Raw genomic sequence first — 26,553 nt, 5'->3', positions numbered from 1 at the left:
CCTACCGGAGCACGAGCGAGTGTTCCCCGAGCGGCACCAACTCCCCCACCACCGGCGCGCCCGGCACCTCGCCGGCCACCAGCAGCCCGCCGGAGGTCTGGGCGTCTGCGAGGAGCAGCCGGGTGTCGTCGTCCGGGGTCCCGAAGTCGGTGAACGGGGCCACCCACTCCAGGTTGCGCCGGGTGCCGCCGGGCACGTACCCGTCCCGTACGGCTTCCCGGGCGCCGTCGAGGAAGGGCACGGCGGCGGTGTCGAGGACGGCGGTCACACCCGAGGCGCGGGCCAGTTTGTGCAGATGGCCGAGGAGGCCGAAGCCGGTAACGTCGGTGGCGCAGCGGGCGCCCGCGGCCAGGGCGGCGGCACAGGCGTCCCGGTTGAGGGCCGTCATGGTGGCGATCGCCTCCTCGAACCGTTCCCCGGTGGCCTTGTGACGGTTGTTCAGCACACCCAGGCCCAGCGGTTTGGTCAGCGACAGCGGCAGTCCGGGCCGGCCCGCGTCGTTGCGGAGCAGCCGGTCCGGGTCGGCGATCCCGGTGACGGCCATGCCGTACTTCGGTTCGGGGTCGTCCACGCTGTGCCCGCCGCCGACGTGGCAGCCGGCCTCGGCGGCGACGTCCAGGCCGCCGCGCAGCACCTCGCGGGCCAGGTCGAACGGCAGCCGGTCGCGGGGCCAGGCGAGCAGGTTGACGGCGAGGACGGGGCTGCCGCCCATCGCGTACACGTCGGACAGGGCGTTGGCGGCGGCGATGCGCCCCCAGTCGTAGGGGTCGTCCACGACCGGGGTGAAGAAGTCGGCGGTGGACAGCACGGCGGTGCCGCCGGGCCCGGGGAGGGCGACGGCGGCCGCGTCGTCGCCGGTGGCGAGCCCGACCAGCAGCGGCGCGTTGCCCCCGCCCCCCGGTGCCGCGAGACCCCTGACCACGTCCTCCAGTTCACCGGGCGGGATCTTGCAGGCGCAGCCGCCGCCATGCGCGAACTGCGTGAGGCGGACGGGCGCTTGGCGGGTCGGTGTCATACCGGTCTCCTCGGGCAGTAGCCTGACGACGGCGGTGGAGGCGTGTGGGTGCCTGGTGGCCCTCCCGGTCTTCAAAACCGAGGTGTCCGAGGATCTCGGGCAGGCAGGTTCGATTCCTGTCCGCCTCCGCTCACCGCGTCCGTCCGGCAGCGTCGGTACTGGTCGTCGACGCGTTCCGTGTAGCCGCAGGCGTCGAGGAACTCCAGGAGGGGTACGGCGACCCGGCGGGTGGTGTCCAGGGCGCGGCGGGCCTCGCTGAGCGTGAACGGCTGCGGCAGGCGGGCCAGGGCGGTGGCGGCCTCGCTGTCGGAGCCGGGCAGGAGCACGATGCCGTCGGTGATCCGCAGCAGGGCGCCGGCCGCGACGGCGGCGGCCAGTTCCCGGCGGTGCAGCCCCAGTTGCGTCAGCCGGCCGGCTTCGGGCGCGCGGAACGGCGTACGGGCCAGGTCCCGGCGTACGGCGTCCACCGCGGCCCGCACGGGCGGTGGCAGGGTGGGGCGGGCGGGGCCGGCCGGGTGGAGCCGGCCGTCGTGGCTGCGCAGATCGCGTGCCGTGCGGGCGAGGGCGTCGACCAGGGCGCGGTCGGGCAGCCCGAGCAGGTGGCGGGCGGCCTCGGTGGGCAGCCCGGGATCCAGCGGGTGGGTGCGGGCGTGGCGGTCGACCTCGGTGGTGAGCCGTTCGGCGAGGGCCGTCCAGTGGGTGTCGTCGGCCAGCCAGTCCCCGGCGACGGGTGCGGTGGGAGCCGGTACGCCCATGGCGAGGAGGTCGGCGCGGCGCACCAGTTTGCGGCGCCGGAGTTCGGCGGCGCCGTCGGGGTGTCCGGTCATGGTGGCGAGGTCGGCGGCGCGGGCCCGGCCGGCGCCGCGCCGGGTCAGCCGGGGCGGGCGGACGTCCAGGACCGTGACGGCGCAGGGCATGCGGGTGCCGCCGGGTTCGCGCAGCACGGCGCGGTCACCGACCCGCAGGGGCAAGGCGCGGCGCAGGGTGAGCCGGGCGGTGTCCTCGCCGAGCGGGCGGATGGTGACGGGGACGGCGGCGGTGCCAAGGTGCAGGGTGACGGAGCGGGGCAGGTCAGCGGCCGGTTCGCCGGTGACGCGGACGTCGGTCACCTCGGTCGGCAGCCAGCGGTCCGGGGTGAGCAGCACCTGCCCGCGCGCCAGTGCGGTGTCGTCCGGGCCGTGGACGTTGACGGCGACGCGGGCCACGCCGGCGACGGTGTCCCGGTCCTCGTGCAGGCTCTGCAGCCCGCGCACGCGCAGCACGCCCGTGCCGTCCCCGGTGACCAGGCGGTCGCCGGTGCGCAGGGTGCCGGCGCCGAGTGTGCCGGTGACGACGGTGCCGTGGCCCCGGACGGTGAACGCCCGGTCCAGCCAGAGGCGTACGTCGGCCTCGGGGTCGGGCGTTGGCAGCGCACCGGCCAGCCGGGCGAGTGCGGCGCGCAGTTGGTCGAGTCCGGCGCCGGTGACGGCGCTCACCGCGACGGCGGGCACCGTGCCGAGGGTGGTCGCGGCGAGGCGTTCGACGGCGTCGGCGCGGACGGGGCCGGGGTCGGCGAGGTCGCTGCGGGTGACGGCGAGGACGGCGTGCCGGACGCCGAGCGCGTCGAGGACGGCGAGGTGTTCGGCGGACTGGGGCTGCCAGCCCTTGTCGGCGGCGACGACGAACAGCACGGCCGGGACCGGTCCGGCGCCGGCCAGCATGGTGGCGACGAACCGCTCGTGTCCGGGGACGTCGACGAAGGCGAGGGGTTCACCGCCGGGCAGTTCGGTCCACACGAAGCCGAGGTCGAGGGTGAGGCCGCGGCGGCGTTCCTCGGCGTGGCGGTCGGGTTCCATGCCGGTGAGGGCGCGGACGAGGGCCGACTTGCCGTGGTCGACGTGTCCGGCGGTGGCCAGGACCCGCATCAGGCCCGCCCTTCGGCGGCGGGCCGGGCCGCCGACCGTACGGCGTGGGCGAGCCGGTCGTCGTCCTCCTCCGGGACCGTCCGTAGGTCGAGCAGGCACCGTCCGCCCTCCAGGCGGCCGACGACGGGGGTACGGCCGGTGCGCAGGACGTGCGCGTACGGCTCGGGGAGGGACAGCGCGGCGCTGGGCAGGTCGACGCCGGGCGCGCCTCCGCCGCCGACGGTGGCGGCGGTCTCGACGGCGCGGGCGTCGGCGCCTTCGGCGGCGAGGGCCGCGGCGAGCGTCCGGGCGCGGGTCATGAGCCGGTCGGGGTCGGCGGTGAGTCCGGTGGCGGTCGGGGTGGGCGGTCCGGTGAGGGTGGCCTCCAGGGCGGCGAGGGTGAGCTTGTCGACGCGCAGGGCGCGGGCCAGGGGATGCCGGGCGAGGGTGCGGACCAGGTCCCGGCGGCCCAGCAGGAGTCCGCACTGGGGGCCGCCGAGCAGTTTGTCGCCGCTGGCGGCGACCAGGGCGGCTCCGGCGCGCAGCGCGGTGCCGGCGTCGGGTTCCTCGGGGAGCGCCGGGTGCGGGGCGAGGAGGCCGGAGCCGATGTCGACGACCACGGGGGCGCCCAGTGCGGCCAGTTCGCTCACGCCGGCGGCCCGGGTGAATCCGGTGACGCGGAAGTTGGAGGGGTGCACCTTCAGCACGAAGCCGGTGTCCGGGCCGATGGCGGCGGCGTAGTCGGCGGCGGTGGTCCGGTTGGTGGTGCCGACCTCGCGGAGCCTCGCGCCGGTGGACACCAGCAGGTCGGGCAGCCGGAAGCCGTCGCCGATCTCCACCATCTCGCCCCGGCTGATCACGATCTCCCGGCCGGCCGCGAGCGCGGTGGCGGCCAGGACGAGGGCGGCGGCGCCGTTGTTGACGACGTGCACGGCACCGGCGTCCGGTACGCGGTCCTGGAGCGCGGCGAGGGCGGAGCGGCCGCGGCGGGCCCGTACGCCGGTGGCCAGGTCGAGTTCCACGTCGGTGGGTCCGGCCGCCTCGGCGACGGCCTGCCGGGCCGCCGCCGACAGGGGAGCGCGGCCGAGGTTGGTGTGCAGCAGCACGCCGGTGGCGTTGATCACCGGGCGCAGGCCGCCGGCGGTGTCCGGCAGCAGGGCGACGGCGGTCTCGGGAACCCGCTCGGGCGGGACGGTGCCGTGGCGTGCCCGCTCCTGTGCCTGCCGGATCGCGGCCTTGACGGCGGCGGGGCCGAGCCGGGCGGCCGCCTCGGCCAGACGCGGGTCGCGCAGCAGCACGTCGGTGCGCGGGATCCGGCGGCGCACGTCACCGGGGTTCGGTTGCCTCGGCTCGCCGGGGCCGGGGCCGGGGGCGCCCGCCCGGGTCGACTCGTCCGCTCCCGTGGGTGCCACGTGCTGCTCCATGCCGCCCCTGTTCCTCCGGTCCGGCCCCCTGCCCGTACCGCCCATCGTCTCCCAGTGCCCCCGTCCGGGCGTTCGACACGCCGGGCCGCAGCGGCCGCCGTCAGCCGGTGCCGTGGCCGGGGCCGTTGCCCTGGAGGCGCTCCAGGTCGGCCGCGCGGACCTGGATGACGAGGAGGGCGATCACGGCGGCGATCGCGGCGAGCACCGCCGCGAGGACGAACGCGGCCGAGACGCCGGCGGTGAGGACGTGGTCGGACCAGGGCGGCGGGAGCTGTCCGGTGCGCCGGAAGCGGAGGCGTTCGGCCGGGGTCGCCCCGGACAGGAACGCCGGGACCTGCCGGGCCGCCTCGTTGCCGCTGGCCGTGCCGAACACGGTGACCAGGATGGACAGGCCCAGCGAACCACCGACCTGCTGGGTGGCGTTGAGCATCCCGGAGGCGGCGCCGGACTCGTGCACGGGGACGTTGGACAGGGCGGTCAGGGTGAGCGAGACGAACTCCATGCCCATGCCGAGGCCGAAGACGAGCATCGGCCCGAGGATGCTGCCCGCGTACGTGGAGTGCACGTCGGTCAGCGTCAGCCAGGCCAGTCCGCCGGCCGCCAGGACCGCGCCCGTCACCATGAACGGCTTGGGGCCGAACGTGGGCAGGAACCGGGACGCGAGCGCGGCCCCGACCGCGATCACCACGCTGACCGGCAGGAACGCGAAGCCGGCGGCGAGCGGACTGAAGTTCAGCACGTCCTGCACGAACAGGGTGAGGAAGAAGAACATCCCGAACATGGCCGCGGCGAGACTCAGCATCATGCCGTAGGTGCCGGCCCGGTTGCGGTCGGCGAACATGTGCAGCGGCGTGATCGGCTGCCGCGAGCGCCGTTCGATCAGCACGAACGCGGCGAGGAGGACGACGGCCACGGCGAACGAGGCCAGCGTGAAGGCGTCCCGCCAGCCCTGCTGGGCGGCCCGGATGAAGCCGTACACCAGCAGCACCATGCCGGCCGTGGAGGTGAGCGCGCCGGTGAGGTCGAAGTGGCCGGGGTGGCGTTCGGACTCCTTGATCCAGCGGGGCGTGGCCAGGGCGATGAGGATGCCGATCGGCACGTTCACGAAGAACACCCACCGCCAGTCCAGCCACTCCACGAGGATGCCGCCGGCCAGCAGGCCGATGGCGCCGCCGGCCGCGGACACTCCGGCGAAGACGCCGAAGGCCCGGTTGCGCTCGGGCCCCTCCCGGAAGGTTGTGCTGATCAGGGCGAGGGAGGTGGGTGAGGCGATGGCGCCGCCGACTCCCTGTACGGCCCGGGCGGCGAGCAGTTCGCCGGGGTTCTGGGAGAGTCCGCCGAGCAGCGAGGCGAGCACGAACAGCAGCACGCCGAAGAGGAAGACGCGCCGCCTGCCGAGGATGTCTCCGGCGCGGCCGCCGAGCAGGAGAAGGCCGCCGAAGGTGAGGGTGTAGGCGTTGAGGACCCAGGAGAGGCTGGTGGTCGAGAAGTCCAGGGCGCTCTGGATGTGCGGGAGCGCGATGTTGACGATGGTGATGTCCAGGACGACCATCAGCTGGCACGAGGCGATGACCAGGAGCGCCATCGCGTTCCCGCCGCCGCCGGATTTCCCGGTGGCGGAGGTGCGGGGGGCCGCGGTGGGGCGGGAGCTGCTGCTCATGACGGGGGGCGACGCATCGCGCTGGGCGAGGTGGGCGGGTGCGGCCGGTGCTTCGTCCGGCGGCGTCCACCGTTCGACGCTACGCCCGCCCGCGACCCGTCACCACTCGATCATCGCTCCCGCTGCCCCTCGGGGACGTCGTACGGCGGCCGGGGCTGTGGCGCGTCGCCGGCGGTGAGGTGTTCCAGCACCTCGACCAGTTCCTGGCAGGCCTGTTCCACGGAGCTGCGGGTGTTGCGCTGCTCCGTGATCAGCGCGGACAGCAGGAGGGCGGTCAGGGCCATGGCGCCGTTGAAGGCCTGGAGTTTCATCATGACCTCGACGCGGCTGAGCCCGGCGAACGGGCCCACGCCGTCCGTCGCCGCGATCGTGGCGAGCACCGAGGTCACCAGGGCGCAGAGCATGCTGCCGACCAGCTGGAAGCGGAGGGCGGCCCAGATGATCAGTGGGTAGACGAGGAAGAGCATGCTGACCGGGCTGTAGGTGGCCAGCGGCACGAGGCAGCAGGCGACGACGGTGAGGGCGGTCGCCTCCTTCCAGCGCCGCAGCGACGGTCTTCGGCGTGGTCCGCGCAGCATCAGCAGGAACGGGGTGACGATGAGGACGCCCATGGCGTCGCCGACCCACCAGGCGAGCCACACGGGCCAGAAGCTGCCCGCGTCGAGTTTGTGCGTGATCAGGAGCTGGCCGGCGCCGACGGTCGCGCTGATCAGCATGGCGGTCAGGGCGCCCAGGAAGACCAGGGCGAGGCCGTCACGCAACCGGCCCAGGTCGGTGTGGAAGCGGGCCCGGCGCAGCAGCAGGGCCGAGCACACGGGGGCGGCGGTGCTGCCGAACATGACGACGAGCACGTCGGGCTGGGGTGTGGTGAGGGAGGAGACGACGAGGAGGGAGCCGATCGCCACGGCGGGCCAGTAGCGGAGCCCGAGCAGGAGCAGGGCGGCGACGGCCACGCCGGTCGGCGGGTAGATCGGGGTGACGACGGCGCCTCCGACGGAGAGCTGCCGCAGGAGCCCGAGCCGGGCGGCCCCGTAGTAGCACGCGGTGACGGCCAGCGCCCGCAGGGCGTAGCCGGCCGGCCGGCGCAGGTCCTGGACAGTCACCACACCTGCCATCTGACACCGGTGGCGGCCGCTCGGCCAGGCGGGAGGGGCCGGGTGGCGGCCCTATGGCTGAACGCCGGCACCGTCGAGGCCGGGGACGCAGGGGCCGTCGAGGCCGACGACGAGGACGGCGGCGTCGTCCTCGTGGCCGACGCTCTCGGCGCCTTTGATCACGGCGGCGGCCAGGGCGTGGGCCTCCAGGCCGGCGACGGCGGCGATGCCCGCGAGGCGCACCACCTGGTCGAGGCCGTCCTCGATGCTCAGGGACGGCCCCTCGACGACCCCGTCGGTGAGCAGGACGTACACCCCGCCGGTGCTGAGCCGGTGCCGGGTGACCGTGTAGTCGACCTTCTCCTGGATGCCCAGCGGGGGTCCGCCCTCGTCGTCGGCGACGCCGGACTTGCCGTCGGCGGTCGCCCAGACGTAGGGGATGTGTCCGGCCCGTGCGCTCTCCAGGACTCCGGTGGCGGGGTCGAGGCGCATGAAGGTGCAGGTGGCGAAGAGTTCGCTGCCGAGGGTGAGGAGGAGTTCGTTGGTCCGGCCGAGGAGTTCGCCGGGCTCGCTGGTGACGGTGGCGAGGGCGCGCAGTCCGGCCCTGACCTGGCCCATGAAGGCGGCGGCCTCGATGTTGTGGCCCTGGACGTCGCCGATGGACAGCCCGATCCGGCCGTCGGGCAGGGTGAAGGCGTCGTACCAGTCGCCGCCCACGTTCAGGCCGAAGCAAGCCGGCGCGTACCGGACGGCCAGGTGCAGGCCGGGGACCTCGGGCAGGTCCCGGGGCAGCATGCCGCGCTGCAGGGCGATGGCCAGTTCGACCTGGCTGCGCTGCAGCTCCGCGCGCTCGCGTGCCTGGGCGGTGAGCGACCCGAGTCTGGCGAGCAGCTCGTCGCCTTCGTCCGTGGAGCGCTTGCGGGGCATGGATCACTTCCGGCTGGGCGACAGCCCCATGAAGGGCAAACGCCTAGATTTTACCTATATTCGGGAATTTCGCCCCATCTGTGGCGCCGGAACCGGTGCGCGTCAGCGGACCTCCGAGTCGATGCCGGTGACGACCGCGGGACCCAGGGGTGCGGTCCGCTCGTCGAGTCCCGCCTCCCGCAGGGCGGAGCCGGCGAGCCTGCGCGCCTCCTCCTCGGCGTCGTGGCGGGTGTCCGCCTCGACGGTCAGCCGTACGGTGAAGGTGGCGTCCTCGTTCACGGTGAGCACGTCGAGGTCCTGTGTGTTCCCCATCCGGGTGCCGTGCGGATCGGCCGGCCGGAGCGCGCTGCTCACCCGGCCGGGGACGTCCGCGTCGATCCCCGCGGTGAAGGTGCCGGGCACGCTGATGACGTAGGTCGTCATGACGGTCCTTTCGTCGGGCGTCTGATCGCCTACCCCGATTCGCGCGCTCCGCACAGCCCGTCGCCGGCCCCGCTCACAGCGGGGAGTGCGCCACCACCGTCACATAGGCGCCGTAGAGCAGGGACACGGCGGTCAGGGCGGCGCCCACCAGGACGGCCCGGGCCGGCCGTGCCCACCAGGCCCGGGCCAGCGCGCGGGCCAGGGGGAACAGCAGCGGGAAGGCGGGCAGCAGGAAGCGGGGCTTGGAGGAGAAGGAGCCCGAGCCGCCGATGACGAGCAGGACCAGTACCCCGGCGAAGACGAGCAGCGGCAGCGGGGCGCCGTCCAGGCACAACAGGGCGAGGAGCAGCAGTCCGGCGGCGACGATCACCAGGGCGTACGGGTAGACGACGCCGCCGCCGTACAGGAACAGGGCCCGCAGGAAGCGTGCCGCGCCGACGCCGAAGTCGAACCGCGAGGTCCACGCGCTCTGCACCATGAAGTAGCCGCCGAGCAGATTGCCGGTCCGCTCCCCCACCCAGAGCACGTAGCCGAGCCAGCCCAGGGGCGCGAGGAGGGCGCCGGCCCACACGGCGGCCGGCATCCGGCCACGCCGCCGCACCAGTTCGCAGACGGCCGTGACGCCGAGGGCGGCGGCGACGGCGAAGCCGCTCGGCCGGGACAGCCCGGCCAGCGCGGCCAGCGAACCGGCCCACAGCCAGCGGCCGTTGAGCACGCAGTACAGGGCCCAGAAGGCGAGGGCGGCGAACAGGGACTCGGTGTAGGCGAGGGTCAGTTCGACGGCGTGCGGGAGGACGGCCCACAGGGCGACCAGCGCGGTGGCGACGGCACGGCCGTACAACTGGTGGCCGATGAGGTAGAGGCCGTAGGCGGCAGCGCCCGCGGCGGCCCAGGCCAGAGCCACGCCGGCCTGTCCGGGGGTGAGCGGCAGCAGCACGGTCACGGCCCGGACGAGGCCGGGGTAGAGGGGGAAGAACGCCCAGTCGGTCTGCACCGCGCCCGTGGGGGTGATCCAGATCAGGTGGCCGTAGCCGTGCTGGGCGATGTGCAGGTACCAGCGGGAGTCCCAGGAGTGCGCGAGGGTCCTGCCGAGCGAGTGCCGGGTGGCGTGGTCGGCGAGCAGTACGGCGACGACCCCGGCGAGCCGGACGGCCGCGAACAGCGCGAGGGCCTGGCGGGCCCCCCGGCGGACGCCGGGCCGGCCGGCCCCCGCCGGGCGCGGGCGGAGAGCGGCGGGGGCGAGGGGTTCGGGGCGGGGTACGGAGGACGTGCTCACGGGTCGACCATGGTCACGGCCGGACGGCCGCGCAACGCCCGACCCGGCTTTCTTACGATCTTCACCCTGATTCAGCAACCCCACGCAGGGACCGGCGGAATGATCGAAGTAGGGTGTGGTTACCATATGAGCGCTGCCTAGCTCGAAAGATGAACCGTGACTGTCAACGACGACTCGTTCACCAACTGGAAGAACCGCGAGGAGATCGCGGAGTCGATGATCCCGATCATCGGGAAGCTGCACCGCGAGCGGGACGTCACCGTCCTGCTGCACAGCCGCTCCTTGGTGAACAAGTCGGTGGTCAGCATCCTCAAGACGCACCGCTTCGCCCGGCAGATCGCCGGCGAGGAGCTGTCCGTCACCGAGACGATGCCGTTCCTCCAGGCCCTGACCGCCCTCGACCTCGGGCCCTCCCAGATCGACCTCGGCATGCTCGCCGCCACCTACAAGGCCGACGACCGCGGCCTGGGCGTGGCCGAGTTCACCGCTGAGGCCGTCGCCGGCGCCACCGGCGCCAACAAGATCGAGCGCCGCGAGCCCCGCGACGTCGTCCTCTACGGCTTCGGCCGCATCGGCCGCCTCGTCGCCCGCCTGCTGATCGAGAAGTCCGGCTCCGGCAACGGCCTGCGGCTGCGCGCCATCGTGGTGCGCGGCGGCGGGGCTCAGGACATCGTGAAGCGGGCCTCACTGCTGCGCCGCGACTCCATCCACGGCCAGTTCCAGGGCACGATCACCGTCGACGAGGACAACAGCACGATCCTCGCCAACGGCAACGAGATCAAGGTGATCTACGCCGACGACCCGTCGACCGTGGACTACACCGAGTACGGCATCCGCGACGCCATCCTCATCGACAACACCGGCAAGTGGCGGGACCGAGAGGGCCTCTCCAAGCACCTGCGCCCCGGCATCGAGAAGGTCGTGCTGACCGCGCCGGGCAAGGGCGACGTCCCCAACATCGTGCACGGCGTCAACCACGACACCATCAAGCCGGACGAGCAGATCCTGTCCTGCGCCTCCTGCACCACCAACGCCATCGTCCCGCCGCTGAAGGCGATGGACGACGAGTACGGCGTGCTGCGCGGGCACGTGGAGACCGTCCACTCGTTCACCAACGACCAGAACCTGCTGGACAACTACCACAAGTCGGACCGCCGGGGCCGTTCCGCGCCGCTCAACATGGTGATCACCGAGACCGGTGCCGCCTCCGCCGTGGCGAAGGCGCTGCCCGACCTGAAGGCGCCGATCACCGGCAGCTCGATCCGTGTGCCGGTGCCGGACGTGTCGATCGCGATCCTCAACCTGCAGCTGGCCCGCGAGACCACCCGCGACGACGTCCACGACTACCTGCGGGACGTGTCGCTCACCTCGCCGCTCAAGCGCCAGATCGACTTCACCACGGCGCCCGACGCGGTCTCCAGCGACTTCATCGGCTCGCGCCACTCCTCGATCGTCGACGCCGGCGCGCTGAAGGTGGAGGGCGACAACGCGATCCTCTACCTCTGGTACGACAACGAGTTCGGCTACTCCTGCCAGGTCGTCCGGGTCGTCCAGCACGTCTCGGGCGTGGAGTACCCGACCTACCCGGCGACGGCGGTCTGACGGCCCGCCGCCCCTTCACCGGCACGCGTACGGCCGCCGACCGGGTTCCGGTCGGCGGCCGTCGCCGTGCGGGGCGCGGTCCGTCAGGCCTTGGCGGGACTGGCGCACGCGCCCGCGGCACACGCCGTGAGCCACTGGTCGAAGTCGGCGTCGTAGCGGGTGCCGATACCGTCGTGGTAGACGGCGTATCCGCCGGCGTAGTCACCGACGCGGAAGCGGGCGAGCATGCGCTGGATGTCGTCGGGGTGCCGCTCGGCCATGTAGCGCACGGCGAGGTAGCCCCACGGGTAGGTGCGGGTCTCGTCGCTGTTGTCGTAGGTGCTCTGGAAGAGGGTGCTCAGGGCGTAGGTGTGCTTGGCCGCCTCCTGGACCGCCTCGTCGTCGGCGATGCCCCGGTAGCCGTAGGAGACGTACTCGGCCAGCCCCTCGATCCACCACACGTCCGGCACCGCGATCTCCTGGGTGAAGTCGCCCTTCATGTCGTCGCGGCCGTCGAGGAAGTGCGTGTACTCGTGGTTGAGGTTCCAGATCCGGGCGACGAAGCCGTCGTCGGTGGCCTTCTGGTACATGATCGACGTCGGCCGGTTCGCCGGGTCGGTCGGGTCCCCGGTCAGGGTGATGCCGCCGTTGTCGGTGCTCACGCCGTAGATGGCGCCGGCGTACGTCTGGTAGTCGGCGCGGCTGGCGAAGACCACGAGCTGGATGGTCGAGGCGTACTGGCCGGGTATCGGGCCGTCGGCCTTGACCAGGTCCCGGAAGTAGGCGTCCTGGTGCAGGATGCTCGCGCAGGCGGCGTCGAGGTCGGCCGCGGTCAGCGACTGGGCGCGGATGGTGTGGTCCGCGTCGCACTGGTGGACGACCGGCAGGGCGGCGTCGGTCAGCTTGGCGGGCAGGTCGCAGACGTCGTAGTACGCGCAGTCCGCGCCGTCGTAGGCGCTCGCCTGCGTGGCCACCGCGACCCAGAGTCCGGCGGTGGGCCCGGTGATGGCGGAGCCGTCGAGCAGGTCCTTCGTCAACGGCTGGACGACCGGCCGCAGTTCGGGGTGCTCGACGTAACGCGCCAGGTTCATCCCCGCGTTGGAGTCCAGGAACGCCAGGTCGCCGCCGAGCAGGCCGGTGTGGTCCAGCGCGAAGCCGTACAGCGTGTCGGTCACGCGCGGGTCGGCGGCGACGGCGTCGACGTACGCGGGGTTCCAGTTGCCGCGCCACAGGGGCGTGTAGACGTCGTTGACGGCCCTGACCATGCTGTCGACGGAGTCGTAGGAGCTGTCGTAGGCGTTCAGAAGCCGGCGGTACACGTACAGGTAGCGGCCCTGCTGGTCGGCGCTGTCGGTGAGGATGACGCTCTCGCCGAGGATGTCGCCGTTGGCCGCCGTGACGTCCCGGGAGTGGCGGGTGGCGAAGAACGTGTCGAGGCCGTCGGTGACGGAGGTGGTCAGGCGGGTGGTGTACGGCCCCACGTCGTCCGGGTGGTTGAACTGCACGTAGTAGCCGGCCCGCAGGAAGAGGACCAGTTGCAGCAGGCCGCGCGAGTTGTCGCCCCGGTAGGCGGCCGCGGTCCGGGTGAAGGCCCGGGCGACCGTCACCATCTGGGCCTGCCGGAACGCGTCGTGCGCGTCCTGGCCGGTGACCGCGAAGAGCGTGTTGACGCAGTCCGGTGTCGAGGCCCGCACGAACGACACCAGGGCGGAGCCGGTCCGGGAGCCGAAGTCGGCCGGGGTGCACGAGACCGCGGGGCGGGCCGCGGGGGCCCCGCGCCCGAAAGCCGGTGCCTGGGGCGGGAGTCGGTCCGGACTGATCCGCCGGTCCTGGGTCGCGGGGTGCTGGGTCGCCGGGGTGGCCGCTCCGGCCGGGGGCGGGGCGGACGTGTCCGGGTGCGCGGGGGTGGCGTGACCGGTGTGCTGCCGGGGTGCGGGGGCCGCGGCGTGCGGCTGGGGCGCGGCCAGGGCCGGTGTGGTCAGCAGGCCGGCCACGGTGACGCAGACGGCGGCGGCGCCGGCCATGCGTCTGGGCAGCGCGAAGCGATAGCGCATCGGGTTTCCTCCAAGGGACGCGCCTCGGTGGGGTGTTGAGGCGTGTGAGGACTGTCTCAGCGCCGCACCCCGCCCAACAATGCCGTGTGACATAGCACATGGCACCGGCCGCTCATAACATCACGGGACACCCTTGGGACGTACGCCGATTGCCCGGGCGTCAGCCGCCGACCGCCCCTACGCCCCTACGCCCCTACGCCCCTACGCCCCTACGCCCCTACGATGCTCCAGGTGCGGGAGGCCCAGTTCCTCAGGTGGGGGGCCTGGGCGACGAGATCGCGGTATGCGGCGGTGGCCGACTGAAAGAGCGTCTCCACCTCGTCCTCGGTGACGGAGTCCGGCCGCCAGGCCAGCACGTAGCGGCACCACAACGGCGAGCCGACCAGCGGCTTGACGACGACGTGCGGGATCGGGCGCAGCGTCGGCTGGACCATGGACACGCCCAGGCCGTCGGCGATCATGCTCTGCAACTGGGCCTGGTCGCCCAGGAATTCGTGCACGGCGACCGGGGTGAAGCCGGCCGCGGCGCAGGCGTCGTAGAAGACCCCGGGCCAGCCGGCGCCGTCGTCCGGGGTCACGAACCACGCGTCCTCGGCGAGGTCGGCGAGCTGGACCTGCGCGCTCTGCCGCAGCCGGTGCCGGGAGGGCAGGGCCACGAAGGTCGGCTCGGTGACGATCCCGCGGTGCTTGACCGACGCCGAGTGCCGCAGTTCCCGTCCGGGGTAGTCGGCGGCGATGGCCGCGTCCGCCGTCGCGCCCTCGAGCAGTTCCACGATCCGTGAGGAGGCGTAGGCGCTGGTCACGGCGACGGTCAGCTCGGGCATCCGGGTGCGCATCCGGGAGACGGTGCCGGACAGCATCGGGGAGTTGGTCGCAGCGACCCGCAGGGTGCGGCCGGGCCGTGGCGCGGCGGTGCGGTGGCCGATGGCGTCGGCGCGGGCCAGTACGTCGCGGGCCTGGGCGACGACCTCCGCGCCGTACCGCGTCGGCCGGACCCCGCCCGTGCCGCGCTCGAAGAGCGGTTCGCCCAGGAACCGCTCGATGCGCCGGAGCTGGGTACTGACGGCGGGCTGCGAGTAGCCCAGCTGTGTGGCGGCCCGGCCCACACTGCCCGCGTCGGCGATCGCGCACAGCACGCGCAGATGCCGCAGCTCCAGCTCCATCGGTCCACTCCCCGTCTCGTTCCGGCGGCAGCGTTCCATTGTCCCGTCCCGGGCACAAGTTCGAGTTCCGGCCCGCGGGGCGGCGTCCGTACGGGCCCGATTCGATTGCCTAATAGGTTTAGGTAGATGCATACTCACCTTAGGCAGAGGGAAAGGCTCATCATGGTGCGAGCGGGGCTGACCACCGAGCGGCTGGTCCGGGCGGGAGCGGAGCTGGCCGACGAGGCCGGCTTCGAGCAAGTCACGCTCTCGGCGGTGGCCCGCCGATTCGACGTCAGAGTGGCGAGCCTGTACTCGCACCTGAAGAACTCCCACGACCTCAAGAGCCGCATCGCCCTGCTCGCCCTTCAGGAGATGGCCGACCGTGCCTCCGAGGCCCTGGCCGGGCGGGCCGGCAAGGACGCGCTGGACGCGTTCGCCGGCGTCTACCGCGACTACGCCCGCGCGCACCCCGGCCGCTACGAGGCCGCCCGGTACCGGCTGGATCCGGAGACCGCCGCGGCGAGCGCGGGCGGCCGGCACGCGCAGATGACGCGGGCCATCCTGCGCGGCTACGACCTGACCGAACCCGACGAGACCCACGCGGTCCGGCTGCTGGGCAGCGTCTTCCACGGCTTCGTGAGCCTGGAGTCCACCGGTGGTTTCAGCCACAGCGCGCCCGGCTCCGAGGAGTCCTGGACGCGGATCCTGGACGCCCTGGACGCCCTGCTCCGTACCTGGCCGACCCCCGGCCGCTGAACCGCAGACACGACCGAAACGCAGGCACGACACCCATGACCTCGACCGAGCCCGGCTGGATCACCACTCCTCTGACCGACGCACTCGTCCGCGGCGCCCTCGACCTCGAACACACCGCGCACGGTCTGCTGCCGCACCGGCTGCCCGCCGCGGCCCGCGCCCAGTGCGCCGACCCGCAGCTGGCCATGGCCGAGTCCCAGCCGTCCGGCGTGCGGCTCGTGTTCCGCACCCGCGCCAGCGCCGTCGAGCTGGACACCGTACCGACCAAGCTGGTCTACACCGGCGCGCCGCCCCGGCCGGACGGCGTGTACGACCTCCTCGTCGACGGACGCCCGGCCGGCAGCACCTCGGTGACGGGCGGCCACACCGTGACCGTCGACCTGTCCACCGGCAGCGCCCAGCACCGGCCCGGCCCGGCCTGCACCGCGCGCTTCACCGGCCTGCCCGACCGGGTCAAGGACGTGGAGATCTGGCTTCCGCACAAGGAGACAACCGAACTGGTCGCCCTGCGCACCAACGCGCCCGTGGAACCGGTCCCGGACGCGGGCCGCGCGGTCTGGCTGCACCACGGCAGTTCGATCAGCCACGGTTCCGACGCGGCGAGCCCCACCACCACCTGGCCGGCGGTCGCCGCCGCACTCGGCGGGGTGGGGCTGGTCAACCTGGGCCTGGGCGGCAGCGCCCTGCTCGATCCGTTCACGGCGCGGGCCATGCGCGACACGCCGGCGGACCTCGTCTCCGTCAAGATCGGCATCAACCTGGTCAACACCGACCTGATGCGGCTGCGCGCCTTCGGACCCGCCGTCCACGGCTTCCTCGACATCGTGCGCGAGGGCCATCTGGGCATCCCGCTCCTGGTGATCTCGCCGATCCTGTGCCCGATCCACGAGGACACGCCGGGCCCGAGCCTGCCGGATCTCAGCGGTCTCGCCGACGGCCGGCTGAGGTTCGTGGCCGCCGGCGACCCGGCGGAGACCGCGGCCGGGAAGCTGACCCTCAGGGTGATCCGGGAGGAGCTGGCCCGGATCGTGGCGCTGCGGGCCGCTTGGGACCCGCATCTGCACCACCTCGACGGCCGGGCCCTCTACGGTGAGCAGGACGCCGCCGAGCTGCCCCTGCCCGACGCGCTCCACCCCGACGCGGCCACGCACCGCCGCATGGGCGAACGGTTCGCCGCGCTGGCGTTCGCGGCGGACGGCCCCTTCGCGGCGCACCGCGCCGGGCCCGCGTCCCCGCGCCCGTGACTCCCCTCAGACGAGGTGGGCGAAGACCACCAGGTTCTCCGTGTAGTCCTTGGCCGTGTGGTCGTAGGCGCCGGAGCAGGTGATGAGCCGCACCTCGGGCCGGTCGGCGTCGGCGTAGACGCGCTTGCTGGGGAAGTTGTCCTTGTCGAAGTTCTCGGCGTCGTCGACGACGAACGTCGCCGTCCGCCCGTCGGCCCGCTCCACGGAGAACGTGTCGCCGGGCTTGAGCAGGTACAGGTTGGCGAAGACGGCGGCGGAGGTCTTCGTGTCCACGTGCCCGGCGATGACCGCGGTGCCCGTCTCCCCGGGGGACACCCCGGCCGAGTACCAGCCGACCAGGTTGGTGTCGTCGGCCGGTGGGGGCTGGAGCTGGTCCGAGGCGTTGGTGACGAGGACGGTGAACGGGGCGTTCACGGAGATCTTCGGGATGAGCAGCCGGGTCGGCGCGGAACGGGGCAGCGGGGCGGCCGCGCGTGCGCTGCCCGTCGAGCCCGTGGACGGGCTGGTGGGGACGGCGGGAGCGGAGGCCTTTGCGCCGTCGACGCGGGACACCTCCGGGGTGGGGTCGGTGCCCTTGTGGCCGCCGAAGATGCCGAGGGCGACCACTGCGATCGCCACGCCCCACAGGGTCAGCCGTCCGCCGCCGCGGGGAGCGGGTTGTTCCGGTGCCGGTTCGTCGGGGGGCGGGGAGGAGGGAGCAGCTGCCATCGGACACCACCTCACTCGGGCACGGCAGCACGGGGGTCGGGGTGTGGGGGCGCGGGCCGCCGGCACGGTGTGCGCCGACGGCGGCCGCTGCCCCCAGGGGTGCGGACGCGGTCAGGCCGGCTGGGCGCCCTTGCGGCGGCGAAGCGCGAATGCTCCGGCGCCGGCCAGCCCCAGGACGGCCAGGCCGCCCGCGGTGACCCCGGACGTGGTGGCGAGGCCGCCGCCGCCGGTGTGCATGCCGCCGTGCGGCTTGTCGTGGTCGCCGCTCCAGCCGCCGTCGCCCTTGTCCCGGTAGGTGTCGGGGTCGAACCGGCTGTCGCCCTGGCCCTGGCCCTGGCCGCCCCAGTCGCCGTTCACCATGGCCAGCGCACCGCCACCCGTGTGCATTCCGCCGCGCGGCGCGTCATGGCTGTGTCCGTTGTCGTGCTCCGTGCTGTAGTCCTTGTCGTGTTCCTTGCCGGACCCCTTGTCGTGCTCCTTGCTGTACGAGGAGTCGCCGTGGCCTCCGTCCCCGCTCGCGGTGACGGCGAACGCGGCCCCCGGCGTGGTGAAGGCGAGGGCGGCGGTGGCCGCCGCCGTGGCGAGAAGCATGCGGGCAGAACGCATATCGATGTCCTTCCGCCGTGGCCGGGCAGCGGATACCCCATCAGCTGAATAGACCCGGCACCGACATGAACCACCGTCAGTCAGGCCGCTCCGGGGCACCATCCGGGCCGCCCACCCGTGTCAGGACGCCACCCGTCTGCCCCACTCCCCCAGCTCCCGGGCGGCGCCTCGGTGCGCCATATCGGTGACGGACACGCGACACGAACGGCGGCGGCCCCGACCGGGGTTCCCGGCCGGGGGCGCCGCAGTGGCCGTACGCCGGATCCCGGGTTACCAGGTCACCGGCAGCCGCTCGGGGATGCGTTTCATGAAACCGGTGCGCCAGACCAGCTCGCCGGGCGGGACGGCGAGGGCGAGGCCGGGCAGGCGGGCGAGGAGGACCTCCAGGGCGGTGCGGGCGTGGGCGCGGCCCAGTGCTGTGGCGGGGCAGTAGTGGGCGCCGCCGCCGAAGGAGAGGTGGTCGGCGGTGTTGTCGCGGCGGACGTCGAAGCGGTGCGGGTCGGGGAACTTCTCCGGGTCGAGGTTGGCTCCCTCGACCAGGACCAGGACGAGTTCACCGGCGCGTACGTCGACGTCGCCGAGCCGCACGTCCTCCAGGGCGAGGCGGGGCAGCCCGTCGCCGATGGAGAGGTTCACCCGCAGCAGTTCCTCCACGCCGGGGCCGATCAGCTCGGGCCGGTCCCTGAGCAGTTGCAGGGTGCCGGGGTGGGTGAGCAGGTACACCAGGGCCATGGTGAGGAAGCCCGAGGTGGAGACGGTGCCCGCGCCGAACAGGGTGACGCCGACGGTGGCCAGCATCTCGTCCGTGAGGTGGGCGTAGTCGGGGTCGTCGCGCAGGGCGGCGAGTTCACCCATCAGGCCGTGCGTCGCGGGGTCGTCGAGCAGGGCCGTCATACGGGCGATGTCGCGGTCCCAGTTGATCCGCGCTCCGCTGATCGGGCAGGGCGAGTTCATGAAGGCGATGTCGAGGCTGCGCAGGAAGGCGGGGCCCTCGGCCTGCGGGATGCCGAGGAGGTGACAGTGCATGCCCGCGGAGTACGGCTCGCAGAACGCGCCGCGCAGGTCGGCGGTGGGCCCGTCGGCGACCACCCGGTCCACCAGCCGCTCGGCGTCCGCCCGCAGCCACTCGGCCAGGCCCGGCGTCTTGGGGTTGACGGCCTTCATCACCGCCCGGCGCAGCCCGGCGCCGGTGATGTTGCCCATGTTGTTCACGACCTCGGGCGGGATCGTGAGCGCGTACTGCCGGGGCACGCCTGGCGCCGAGGTGTCCTTGAGGGAGAAGCGGGGGTCCTTCAGGACCTGGTGGCACAGCTCGTAGGAGGAGACCAGCCAGGCCTCGTCGCCGGCGATGGTGCGCACCCGCCGCACGGGGGCGGTGGCGCGCAATTCCCCGACCTCGGCGGGCACGCGGGTGCCGTCCCAGGAGAAGGGGAAGCCGGGCAGGCTCGGGGCGTCGGGGGCGGTGGTCATGCCACGGCTCCTTCCAGGGCGGCGGGGGTGACGACGGCGTGGCCCTGGTTGCGGGAGGCGCGCAGGCCGGCGCCCCGGGAGTAGAGCAGCTCGGCCATGGGCAGCAGTTGGTGGTAGCAGTTGAGGGAGGACGGCACCTTGAGGACGGCGGGGGTGTCGAGGAACAGCGGGGCCTCGGCGACCACGTACTCCAGGCACACGGCGCGCTGCCGTTCGCTCACCGGCTCACCGCGCGCGGAGAGGAAGCGGGTCACCAGGGCGTTGCAGACGGCCCGGAACTCGGCGTCCGCGTTCAGCCGGTTCTTCAGCTCCCGATGGATCTCCTGGTAGGCGGGATTGGTCCGGAAGGAGGACATCGGGTGCCAGTCCAGCCGGTCGCCGTCCGGGTCGGCGGCCGTGACCGCGTCCCGGACCTTCGCGCGTACACCGCGCAGGTTCTTCACCGCCTTGCGGCGGGCCTCGTCGGGCGGGTAGCCGGATGCCTCATAGGTCTCGGCCACGTACAGGTCGGTGTAGACGAAGTCGACCCTGTCGAAGTGGTCCAGTCCCCAGCGGGCGAGGTCGTGCAGTCGGCGGGCCGAGAAGTAGCTGTTGCCCGGGGACACACCGATCACGGCGTGTGCACCCTCGCCGAAGATGACTTCGCAGTGGGAGGTGTAGGGCTGAACCTCGAAGACGTCGGCCATCAGCACGGATGCTGTGGTCAAAGGGGTGAATCCTCCACCGCTCGCTAGTCCCTGCAGGGCCCTGTGCCCCTGGTGTGGCGATGCGGCGCCCTCACGCTAGCCGCACGAAACCAACACGGGTAGTTACCGCCTGGGTTTGGCTGAAAATAGTCGTATCAATGGTCGAAGTGCCGTGCGGGGGACGTCACTTGCGGGACGTACTCTGGGGCCGTGTTCGACCGAGACGAGAGTGCCGAGAGTGCGGGGCAGGTGGTGTCCCGGCTCACCGGGCGCCGGGTCACGGCGGAGCGGGCGGCCTCCGGGTCACCGGCCGAAGTGACCCTGGAGGGCGGTCCGGTGGTGATGGTCAAGCGCGGCGACGCCCCGGGGGCGGTGCGTGCGGAGGTGGCCGGGCTGCGCTGGCTGGCCGGCGCGGGCGCGGTCCGGGTGCCCGCGGTGCTCGGGCACGACGAGCGGTGGCTGGTGACGGAGCGGATGGACACCGGGCGTCCCGACGCGGGGGCGGCGTCGCGTTTCGGCCACGCGCTGGCGCATCTGCACGCCGCCGGCGCACCGGAGTTCGGCGCGGCGCCGCCGGGCGGACCCGAGGACGCGTTCATCGGACGCGCCCCGATGCGCAACGAGCCGGGCACCGACTGGCCGTCCTGGTACGCCGAGCACCGCGTCCTGCCGTATCTGCGGGCCGCGGTGGACGCCGGGACCGTGCGCGCCGGGGAGGCGGTGGTGATCGAGCGGGTCTGCGCGCGGCTGCCGGACCTCGCGGGACCGGCCGAGCCACCGGCCCGGCTGCACGGGGACCTGTGGAACGGCAATGTGCTCTGGGGCGCGGACGGGGAGGTCCGGGTCATCGACCCGGCCGCGCACGGCGGGCACCGGGAGACGGACCTGGCGATGCTGCGGCTGTTCGGCTGCCCGGAGCTGGAACGGATCCTGGCCGGCTACCAGGCGGCGGCGCCGCTCGGCGACGGCTGGACCCGCCGCGTCGGGCTGCACCAGTTGTTCCCGCTGCTGGTGCACGCCGTGCTGTTCGGTGGGGGCTACGGCGAACAGGCCGTCGCGGCGGCCCGGGAGGCGCTGACGGGCTGACCCGGCGCACGGCCCGGCGGGATTGGCCGGCCCGGCGGGCTCGGGGGCCGGCAGGCCCAGCAGGCTCGGCGTCAGAGGCTCATCTGACGCCCTGGCGGATCTCCTCCAGCCGCGTCGTCAGACGCTGGTGGCGCTGCGAGGCCGCCTGGGAGGAGTTCAGTCCCTGGTGTCCGGCTATCTGCCGCCAGTCCATGCCCCGGCGCCGGGCCTCCATCACCACCTGGCTCTCCAGCCGGTCCAGTTGGTGACGTAGTCCGTCGAAGAGGCTGAGGGCCGCGCCGATGTCATCGAGCGTGACATGCGACACATCGTCAGCCTCCGCGCGGTGGTGTCCGGTGGCCGTCAGCAGCCGCCCGAGGAGGGCCGCGTCCCGGGCCAGTCGGGCCGGCACGCTGTCGACGGGGGCGTCCTCGGTGATCGCGGCCAGCCTGCGCCTGGCCGCTTCCTGGGCGTCATGTGCCATGCGGGCATGCTATCCCGGCCGTGCAACGGAACAACGTTGTGTTGTTTCCTTGTTCCGGCTCCCGGGGTACCGCTCCCGACGGCCCCTCTCCGGGCGCCGGTCACTCAGCGTAAGGAAACCAATCACCCGTTCGATTCGTATAAGGACGTGAAAGCCGAATCAGGGAGAGACCATGCAACCGTTCACGCTCAACTACGCGCGGCCCGCAGTGGAGTTGGACGTCACCACTCCGTACGCGTACGACTCCGGACTGCAGTTGAACGTCCTCCCGGACGGAAGGATCGCCGCCTCCGACCACGCCACTCTGAGAGCACTGGGGACCACGACCTCGACGGCCGGGTCCAAGACGCACTTCGACGACTGACCGCGGGCCATCGACGATGACCGTGCTCATCCTGACCAGTGAAGAGGACGTGACGGCGGACATGGTGGTCCTCCGGCTGGGCGAGGCCGGCGTGCCCGTCGTCCGGCTCGACCCCGCCGATCTCACCAACGGCGTGGCGCTGTCGGGCGAGTACGTGCAGGGCGCCGGCCGCGGACACCTGTCCGTCGGCGGGCGCCTGGTGAGCATGAGCGGCCTGCGCTCCGTCTGGGTGCGCAGGCCGGGCGCAGCGGCCGCCCGCGCGGCCCAGCCGTCCGCCTGGCTGACGGAGGAGTCCACGCAGGCGCTGTACGGCATGCTGCGCTGCACGGACGCGCGCTGGATGAACCATCCGGACGCCGCCCGCCGGGCCCGTCACAAGCCCTGGCAGCTGCGGCTCGCGCAGGACAGCGGGCTGGCCGTGCCGGCCACCCTCATCACGACGTTCCCGCAGGCGGCCCGGGAGTTCGCGGAGCGCTTCCCCGACCTGGTGGTCAAGCCGGTGTCCGGCGCGCATCCGCAGGAGCCGCCGCGCGCCGTGCCGACCAGCCGGGTGGCCCCCGGCACAGACTTCTCGGCCGTCGCGTACGGCCCGACCCTGCTGCAGCGGCGGATCGCGAAGCGGGCCGACATCCGGCTCACGGTGGTCGGCGACCGGCTGCTGGCCGCGCGCAAGCCGGCCGACCCCGACGCCCATCCCGACGACGTGGACGTGCGGTTCGCCCCGTCGGTCTCCCCCTGGCTCCCGGCCGAGACCCCCCACCGGGTCGCCGAGTCGGTGCGCCGGTACATGCGGAGCGCCGAACTCGCCTACGGCGCCTTCGACTTCGCGGAGGACGCGGACGGGATCTGGTGGTTCCTGGAGTGCAACCAGTCGGGTCAGTTCGGCTTCGTCGAGATGGACACCGGCCAGCCCGTCGCGGCGACCATAGCCGCCTGGCTGGCGGGAGACGGTGAACCGTCACGGACCCCGGCGGACGGTGAGCGGAACACGGCCTCGTGAGGTGGCAGGGACGGTTCACGAGAAGGTGGTGGGGACGGTTCGCGGAAAGGACGACGACATGCGCATAGGACTGCTCGGCACGGGTCCGTGGGCCCGGGCGGCGCACGCACCGGCCCTCGCGGAGCACCCCGGGCTGGACTTCGCCGGGGTGTGGGGCCGCCACCCGGAGGCGGCCCGCGCGCTCGCGGAGCGGTACGGCGTCCGGGCCTACGACGACGTCGGCGCCCTGCTCGCCGACGTGGACGCGGTGGCCGTCGCGCTGCCTCCCTCCGTGCAGGCCGGGTTGGCGGTGCGGGCCGCGCGGGCGGGCTGTCACCTGTTGCTGGACAAGCCGCTCGCGCTCGACGTCGCCGAGGCGCGGTCCGTGGCCGGGGCGGTGGAGCGCGCCGGGGTCGCCTCCGTGGTCTTCTTCACCACGCGGTTCCAGCGGGAGCCACAGGCGTGGATCGAGGAACAGGCCGCCGTTCCGGGCTGGTTCACGGCGCGGGCGCAGTGGCTCGGGGCGGTGTTCACCGGGGACAGCCCGTTCGCGGCGTCGCCGTGGCGCCGGGAGAGGGGCGCCCTGTGGGACGTGGGGCCGCACGCACTGTCCGTCCTGCTGCCTGTCCTCGGCGACGTCCGGCGGGTCCTGGCCGCGGCCCACGGCGCCGCGGACACCGTGCATCTGGTCCTCGACCACACCGAGGGCGCGTCGAGCACCCTCACCCTGAGCCTGTCGGCGCCCCCGGCCGCGGCGGGCGCCGACGTCGAACTGCGCGGGGAGGCCGGCGTGACCCTGCTGCCGCGAAGTTCCGAAGGTGCGGTCCCGGCCCTCGTACGTGCCGCGGACGCCCTCCTGACCTCGGCCCGCACGGGCCGCCCCCACCCCTGCGACGCCACCTTCGGCCTACGCGTGACCGAGATCCTCGCGACAGCGGAGGCCGGCCTGTCGCGCAGTAGTTCCCCCCGCCCCTGAAAGGGGCGCCGGGAACTGCGCGAACGGGGCTCCAGGGGCGGAGCCCCGGGGACGGGAAGGAAGGGGCGGCGGGGGCGAAAACCGGCCAGTCAGCACCTCACCCGGACGGTATTACCGCCTCGCCCAGAAGTTCAGCCGCTCCCGGGTCACCGGATACCCCGCACGGGCGAAGTGCGCGGCCATCGGAACGTTCCCCCGGTCCGTCGCACCGGCGACGAACTCCGCACCCCGCTCGACGAGGAAGTGCGTGCACTCGGCGAGCAGGTCGAACGCGTACCCGTGCCCCCGCTGTTCGGGCACGACCCCGATGAAGCCGACGCACGGCCCGGACGGGTTGTGCGCCGGGATGTGGATGCCGACGGGCTCGCCCTCGGGGGTACTCGCGACCTGCCACCACTCCCGCGGCGAGGGGAACCAGCGGAAGACCTCCAGCTCCTCCCGCGCCGCCTGCTCCACTCCCCCTTCCGCGACGGCCCGCAGGGCGTGCGCGTCCAGGGTGACGGAGTGGATGCGGCGCAGCAGGGCGTCGAACACGGCGTCGTCCGGTTCGGCCGTGAAGCGCAGCCGGCCGGGCCGCTCGGGCAGGCCGCGGTCGCGGGTCCAGCGGTACAGGAACCGCTCGACGAGCGGCTCGTAGCCGGCGGTGCGGGCAGCGGCCGTACGGGCGTCGACGGCGGCCCGCAGCGTGGCCGACTCACGCCAGCCCGTGGGGACGTCGAGGTCGATCTCGTCGACCCGCCAGGGCGCGGTCCGCAGCAGGGCGGCTCCCGCGTCGCGTTCGCCGTCGGCCACGTCGAACCAGTCGATCAGGAAAGGCTCGGTGTCCTCGGGCCTGCCCCACCAGGCGGCGCGGGCCACGACCCGTCCGGCGCGCAGGGCTACCCGCTGCCAGTCGGGGCGGAAGCGGGTACGCCGGTGCTTCTCGGCGAGGCCGAGCGGATCGGGCAGGGCGTCGAACAGGTGGGCACTGCTCTCGTCGAGCGTGCGGATGACCAGGTCGGTCATGGGTGTCCTTCCGGATACGCGTGCGGTGTGCGGCGCTCCCGGTCGGATTCGGACGACGTCGGATTCAGACGTGGCACGCCCTGGCAACGGGGAGGGGGGAGCGCGGGCAGGCTGTGGTCATGACGCTCGCCTCCTTCCGTCCGTCGCGGGCGTGCTGCCGGAGCCTATGCGGAGGCGCGGGCGGCCGTCCACCGCATTTCCGGCGGCCTGGAGCGGGCCGGCGTAGCGTGGTGTCGTGGCTCTGGCACCGTGGCGCGGCGGCTCGTCGCGTCAGGAAGGGGAGGACCGCGGCTGGCTGCGGGGCGCACCGCCACCGCGCTGGGTCCGGGTGCTTCCGGTCCTGCTGCTCGTGGCGGTCACCGTGGCCACGCTGCTCACCCCGGACGCGCGCGACGTCGGCTTCCTGCTGGGCGCGATCCCGCCGCTGGCCGTCCTGTCGTACGGCTGGGCGGCGACCGCGGTCCTCGGTGCCCTGGTCGTCGTCGTGATGAACGTGCCGGCCACGCATCTGAACCGTCCCGGCAACACGGACCTGCTCACCGTCGTGTTCGTCGCGGTGCTGAGTGTGTTCGTGTCCTATGTGCGCAGCCGCCGGGACGCCCAGCTGAACACCGAGCGCGCGATCGGCGAGGCGGTGCAGCGCGCCGTGATGCCGCCGCTGCCGGAGCGGGTCGGGCGGGTCGGGTGCACGGGCTTCTACCGGGCCGCGGAGGACGGGACGCTGGTGGGCGGGGACTTCTTCGACGTGCGGGAGGGGCCGTACGGGGTCCGGGCGGTGATGGGGGACGTGCGGGGGCACGGGCTCGCGGCGGTCGCGACGGTGGTGTCGCTGCTCGGCGCCTTCCGCGAGGCGGTGCTGGACCTGCCGGACCTGGTGTCGGTCGCCGACCGGATGGACCGCCGACTGGCGGTGGACTCGGCCGGTGTGCGGCACGGGGAACTGTTCGCGACGGGGCTGCTGCTGGAGTTCTCCGCCGACGCCCGGACGGTCCGTGTCGTCGCCTGCGGTCATCCGGCGCCGGTCCTGCTGCACGACGGGCGCGCCCGGGAGATCGGCGTCCGGCCGGGCCCGCCGTTCGGGCTGGGCCTGGTGGGCATGGACCCGCCGAAGGAGGTCACCGTGCCGCTGGAGCCGGGCGACCGGCTCTTCCTGGCCTCCGACGGCGTCTGGGAGGCCCGTGACCCGGCCGGGGTCTTCTACCCTGTGCCGGAGCGGCTGGCCGCCCTGTCGGGCACGACGGCCGCCGGTCTGCCGGCCGCGGTGTGGGCGGAGCTGGTGCGGCACTACGAGGTCCGCGACGACGCCACCATGTTGGTGCTGGAGCCGGGGCCCCGCGGCGAGCGGCCGCGCGCCTGACGGCTCATCTGGCCTCGCTGTCGCCCTCCGCGTCGATGCGCGGCATGAGCCGGTCCAGCCACAGGGGCGTCCACCAGGCTTGTCTGCCGAGCAGGGTCATGACGGCTGGGACGAGCAGCAGGCGTACGACGCTGGCGTCGATGAGGGCGCTCACGGCGAGGCCGAGTCCGAGCATCTTGACCACGATGTTGTGGCTGAGGATGAACGCGGCGAACACGCTCACCATGATCAGGGCGGCGCAGGTGATGATCCGGGCGGTGATCTCCAGGGCGTGGGGGTGTCGAAATGCCAGACTACGCGCTCGTTGTTCTCGCTCTCCTTGTTGAACGCGGGAACGAAGCCGCCGGGGATGTGCTCGACCGACGTCACCG

General features: G+C 73.4%; 24 protein-coding genes, 1 tRNA gene and 1 pseudogene. 9 read left to right on the top strand and 17 right to left on the bottom strand.

All coding sequences use genetic code 11. The annotated features are described in order from the left end of the window. Nucleotide 1: 1 nt before the first annotated feature. Nucleotides 2–1,015, bottom strand: coding sequence for a selenide, water dikinase SelD (gene selD, locus ABZ854_RS13275; RefSeq protein WP_361208807.1), 1,014 nt, complete (start codon nt 1,013–1,015; stop codon nt 2–4). Nucleotides 1,016–1,051: 36 nt separating this feature from the next. Between selD and ABZ854_RS13270 the strand changes: the two genes are divergently transcribed. Then, nucleotides 1,052–1,145: transfer RNA gene (locus tag ABZ854_RS13270), tRNA-Sec, on the top strand. 40 nt (nt 1,146–1,185) lie between these two features. Here the strand turns inward: ABZ854_RS13270 and ABZ854_RS13265 are convergent. The 7 genes and pseudogenes from ABZ854_RS13265 to ABZ854_RS13235 form a co-directional block, all read right to left on the bottom strand. Then, nucleotides 1,186–2,919, bottom strand: a pseudogene (locus ABZ854_RS13265) (SelB C-terminal domain-containing protein); the annotation flags it as partial. Further along, the gene (selA, locus tag ABZ854_RS13260; RefSeq protein ID WP_361208804.1) at nt 2,919–4,322 is read right to left on the bottom strand and encodes an L-seryl-tRNA(Sec) selenium transferase; all 1,404 of its coding nucleotides are present in this window, start codon (nt 4,320–4,322) and stop codon (nt 2,919–2,921) included. The pseudogene ABZ854_RS13265 and the gene selA, both read right to left, overlap by 1 nt. Nucleotides 4,323–4,422: 100 nt before the next feature. Further along, nucleotides 4,423–5,982: an MFS transporter gene (locus ABZ854_RS13255; protein WP_361208801.1), complete on the bottom strand. Its 1,560-nt coding sequence runs from the start codon at nt 5,980–5,982 to the stop codon at nt 4,423–4,425. Between the two features lie 110 nt (nt 5,983–6,092). Then, nucleotides 6,093–7,088, bottom strand: a complete 996-nt coding sequence (locus tag ABZ854_RS13250; protein WP_361208798.1) for an MASE1 domain-containing protein — start codon at nt 7,086–7,088, stop codon at nt 6,093–6,095. A gap of 60 nt (nt 7,089–7,148) precedes the next feature. Next, nucleotides 7,149–8,003, bottom strand: a complete 855-nt coding sequence (locus ABZ854_RS13245) for a PP2C family protein-serine/threonine phosphatase (protein ID WP_361208795.1) — start codon at nt 8,001–8,003, stop codon at nt 7,149–7,151. A gap of 102 nt (nt 8,004–8,105) precedes the next feature. Further along, nucleotides 8,106–8,426: a hypothetical protein gene (locus ABZ854_RS13240; protein ID WP_361208792.1), complete on the bottom strand. Its 321-nt coding sequence runs from the start codon at nt 8,424–8,426 to the stop codon at nt 8,106–8,108. Between the two features lie 73 nt (nt 8,427–8,499). Continuing rightward, the gene (locus ABZ854_RS13235) at nt 8,500–9,702 is read right to left on the bottom strand and encodes a hypothetical protein (protein ID WP_361208789.1); all 1,203 of its coding nucleotides are present in this window, start codon (nt 9,700–9,702) and stop codon (nt 8,500–8,502) included. Nucleotides 9,703–9,858: 156 nt separating this feature from the next. Here ABZ854_RS13235 and ABZ854_RS13230 point away from each other — a divergent pair, with 156 nt between their 5' ends. Then, nucleotides 9,859–11,304: a glyceraldehyde-3-phosphate dehydrogenase gene (locus tag ABZ854_RS13230; RefSeq protein WP_361208786.1), complete on the top strand. Its 1,446-nt coding sequence runs from the start codon at nt 9,859–9,861 to the stop codon at nt 11,302–11,304. 83 nt (nt 11,305–11,387) lie between these two features. Here the strand turns inward: ABZ854_RS13230 and ABZ854_RS13225 are convergent, their stop codons facing one another. Continuing rightward, nucleotides 11,388–13,337 (bottom strand): collagenase, encoded by a 1,950-nt coding sequence (locus tag ABZ854_RS13225; RefSeq protein ID WP_361208783.1) that lies wholly within the window; start codon nt 13,335–13,337, stop codon nt 11,388–11,390. Nucleotides 13,338–13,546: 209 nt separating this feature from the next. Further along, nucleotides 13,547–14,500 (bottom strand): LysR family transcriptional regulator, encoded by a 954-nt coding sequence (locus tag ABZ854_RS13220; protein ID WP_361208780.1) that lies wholly within the window; start codon nt 14,498–14,500, stop codon nt 13,547–13,549. Nucleotides 14,501–14,662: 162 nt separating this feature from the next. Here ABZ854_RS13220 and ABZ854_RS13215 point away from each other — a divergent pair, with 162 nt between their 5' ends. Next, nucleotides 14,663–15,238, top strand: a complete 576-nt coding sequence (locus ABZ854_RS13215; protein WP_361208777.1) for a TetR/AcrR family transcriptional regulator — start codon at nt 14,663–14,665, stop codon at nt 15,236–15,238. A gap of 35 nt (nt 15,239–15,273) precedes the next feature. Further along, nucleotides 15,274–16,482, top strand: coding sequence for a lipase (locus ABZ854_RS13210; RefSeq protein ID WP_361208774.1), 1,209 nt, complete (start codon nt 15,274–15,276; stop codon nt 16,480–16,482). 6 nt (nt 16,483–16,488) lie between these two features. Here the strand turns inward: ABZ854_RS13210 and ABZ854_RS13205 are convergent, their stop codons facing one another. The 4 genes from ABZ854_RS13205 to ABZ854_RS13190 form a co-directional block, all read right to left on the bottom strand. Beyond that, the gene (locus ABZ854_RS13205) at nt 16,489–17,190 is read right to left on the bottom strand and encodes a class F sortase (RefSeq protein ID WP_361208771.1); all 702 of its coding nucleotides are present in this window, start codon (nt 17,188–17,190) and stop codon (nt 16,489–16,491) included. Nucleotides 17,191–17,301: 111 nt separating this feature from the next. Next, nucleotides 17,302–17,796 (bottom strand): hypothetical protein, encoded by a 495-nt coding sequence (locus tag ABZ854_RS13200; RefSeq protein WP_361208768.1) that lies wholly within the window; start codon nt 17,794–17,796, stop codon nt 17,302–17,304. A gap of 270 nt (nt 17,797–18,066) precedes the next feature. Beyond that, nucleotides 18,067–19,266 (bottom strand): cytochrome P450, encoded by a 1,200-nt coding sequence (locus ABZ854_RS13195; RefSeq protein WP_361208765.1) that lies wholly within the window; start codon nt 19,264–19,266, stop codon nt 18,067–18,069. Next, nucleotides 19,263–19,973 carry a tRNA-dependent cyclodipeptide synthase gene (locus tag ABZ854_RS13190; RefSeq protein ID WP_361208762.1) on the bottom strand — a complete coding sequence of 237 codons (711 nt, stop codon included), beginning with the start codon at nt 19,971–19,973 and terminating at the stop codon, nt 19,263–19,265. Before ABZ854_RS13190 ends, ABZ854_RS13195 begins: the two co-directional genes overlap by 4 nt. Nucleotides 19,974–20,201: 228 nt before the next feature. Here ABZ854_RS13190 and ABZ854_RS13185 point away from each other — a divergent pair, with 228 nt between their 5' ends. Then, nucleotides 20,202–21,038, top strand: a complete 837-nt coding sequence (locus ABZ854_RS13185) for a fructosamine kinase family protein (RefSeq protein WP_361209181.1) — start codon at nt 20,202–20,204, stop codon at nt 21,036–21,038. A 79-nt stretch (nt 21,039–21,117) separates the two neighbouring features. Here ABZ854_RS13185 and ABZ854_RS13180 read toward each other — a convergent pair whose 3' ends face one another. Further along, nucleotides 21,118–21,501 (bottom strand): hypothetical protein, encoded by a 384-nt coding sequence (locus ABZ854_RS13180; protein WP_361208759.1) that lies wholly within the window; start codon nt 21,499–21,501, stop codon nt 21,118–21,120. 172 nt (nt 21,502–21,673) lie between these two features. On the opposite strand from ABZ854_RS13180, the gene tgmA reads away from it, so the two are divergent. Genes tgmA through ABZ854_RS13165 form a run of 3 tightly spaced genes read left to right on the top strand, consistent with a single transcriptional unit; the run spans nt 21,674 to nt 23,820 of the window. Then, nucleotides 21,674–21,865: a putative ATP-grasp-modified RiPP gene (gene tgmA / locus ABZ854_RS13175; protein ID WP_129311354.1), complete on the top strand. Its 192-nt coding sequence runs from the start codon at nt 21,674–21,676 to the stop codon at nt 21,863–21,865. 16 nt (nt 21,866–21,881) lie between these two features. Continuing rightward, nucleotides 21,882–22,865, top strand: a complete 984-nt coding sequence (gene tgmB / locus ABZ854_RS13170; protein ID WP_361208756.1) for an ATP-grasp ribosomal peptide maturase — start codon at nt 21,882–21,884, stop codon at nt 22,863–22,865. A 58-nt stretch (nt 22,866–22,923) separates the two neighbouring features. Then, on the top strand, nt 22,924–23,820 hold the full coding sequence (locus tag ABZ854_RS13165) for a Gfo/Idh/MocA family oxidoreductase (RefSeq protein ID WP_361208753.1): 897 nt from the start codon (nt 22,924–22,926) through the stop codon (nt 23,818–23,820). A 111-nt stretch (nt 23,821–23,931) separates the two neighbouring features. Here ABZ854_RS13165 and ABZ854_RS13160 read toward each other — a convergent pair whose 3' ends face one another. Further along, nucleotides 23,932–24,825: a GNAT family N-acetyltransferase gene (locus ABZ854_RS13160; RefSeq protein WP_361208750.1), complete on the bottom strand. Its 894-nt coding sequence runs from the start codon at nt 24,823–24,825 to the stop codon at nt 23,932–23,934. Between the two features lie 241 nt (nt 24,826–25,066). On the opposite strand from ABZ854_RS13160, the gene ABZ854_RS13155 reads away from it, so the two are divergent. Then, nucleotides 25,067–26,182, top strand: coding sequence for a PP2C family protein-serine/threonine phosphatase (locus tag ABZ854_RS13155; protein WP_361209178.1), 1,116 nt, complete (start codon nt 25,067–25,069; stop codon nt 26,180–26,182). A 4-nt stretch (nt 26,183–26,186) separates the two neighbouring features. On the opposite strand, the gene ABZ854_RS13150 is transcribed toward ABZ854_RS13155, so the two are convergent. Then, the coding region (locus tag ABZ854_RS13150; protein ID WP_361208747.1) for an MMPL family transporter at nt 26,187–26,553 on the bottom strand (367 nt) is incomplete at its 5' end.

Origin of the sequence: Streptomyces sp. NPDC047028, assembly GCF_040644095.1 — a bacterium.
Taxonomy (GTDB): domain Bacteria; phylum Actinomycetota; class Actinomycetes; order Streptomycetales; family Streptomycetaceae; genus Streptomyces.
Note: the sequence above shows the minus strand (reverse complement) of the source record. Positions and strands in the feature narration are given on the sequence as shown.

What these genes read in the sequence shown, in the direction of transcription:
- tgmA (WP_129311354.1), top strand. Translation starts at nt 21,674, where the DNA reads ATGCAACCGTTCACGCTCAACTACGCGCGGCCCGCAGTGGAGTTGGAC.
- ABZ854_RS13165 (WP_361208753.1), top strand. Translation starts at nt 22,924, where the DNA reads ATGCGCATAGGACTGCTCGGCACGGGTCCGTGGGCCCGGGCGGCGCAC.
- selA (WP_361208804.1), bottom strand. Translation starts at nt 4,322, where the DNA reads ATGGAGCAGCACGTGGCACCCACGGGAGCGGACGAGTCGACCCGGGCG.
- ABZ854_RS13220 (WP_361208780.1), bottom strand. Translation starts at nt 14,500, where the DNA reads ATGGAGCTGGAGCTGCGGCATCTGCGCGTGCTGTGCGCGATCGCCGAC.
- ABZ854_RS13245 (WP_361208795.1), bottom strand. Translation starts at nt 8,003, where the DNA reads ATGCCCCGCAAGCGCTCCACGGACGAAGGCGACGAGCTGCTCGCCAGA.
- ABZ854_RS13215 (WP_361208777.1), top strand. Translation starts at nt 14,663, where the DNA reads ATGGTGCGAGCGGGGCTGACCACCGAGCGGCTGGTCCGGGCGGGAGCG.
- ABZ854_RS13210 (WP_361208774.1), top strand. Translation starts at nt 15,274, where the DNA reads ATGACCTCGACCGAGCCCGGCTGGATCACCACTCCTCTGACCGACGCA.
- ABZ854_RS13180 (WP_361208759.1), bottom strand. Translation starts at nt 21,501, where the DNA reads ATGGCACATGACGCCCAGGAAGCGGCCAGGCGCAGGCTGGCCGCGATC.
- ABZ854_RS13160 (WP_361208750.1), bottom strand. Translation starts at nt 24,825, where the DNA reads ATGACCGACCTGGTCATCCGCACGCTCGACGAGAGCAGTGCCCACCTG.
- ABZ854_RS13205 (WP_361208771.1), bottom strand. Translation starts at nt 17,190, where the DNA reads ATGGCAGCTGCTCCCTCCTCCCCGCCCCCCGACGAACCGGCACCGGAA.
- selD (WP_361208807.1), bottom strand. Translation starts at nt 1,015, where the DNA reads ATGACACCGACCCGCCAAGCGCCCGTCCGCCTCACGCAGTTCGCGCAT.
- ABZ854_RS13255 (WP_361208801.1), bottom strand. Translation starts at nt 5,982, where the DNA reads ATGAGCAGCAGCTCCCGCCCCACCGCGGCCCCCCGCACCTCCGCCACC.
- ABZ854_RS13200 (WP_361208768.1), bottom strand. Translation starts at nt 17,796, where the DNA reads ATGCGTTCTGCCCGCATGCTTCTCGCCACGGCGGCGGCCACCGCCGCC.
- ABZ854_RS13225 (WP_361208783.1), bottom strand. Translation starts at nt 13,337, where the DNA reads ATGCGCTATCGCTTCGCGCTGCCCAGACGCATGGCCGGCGCCGCCGCC.
- tgmB (WP_361208756.1), top strand. Translation starts at nt 21,882, where the DNA reads ATGACCGTGCTCATCCTGACCAGTGAAGAGGACGTGACGGCGGACATG.
- ABZ854_RS13195 (WP_361208765.1), bottom strand. Translation starts at nt 19,266, where the DNA reads ATGACCACCGCCCCCGACGCCCCGAGCCTGCCCGGCTTCCCCTTCTCC.
- ABZ854_RS13240 (WP_361208792.1), bottom strand. Translation starts at nt 8,426, where the DNA reads ATGACGACCTACGTCATCAGCGTGCCCGGCACCTTCACCGCGGGGATC.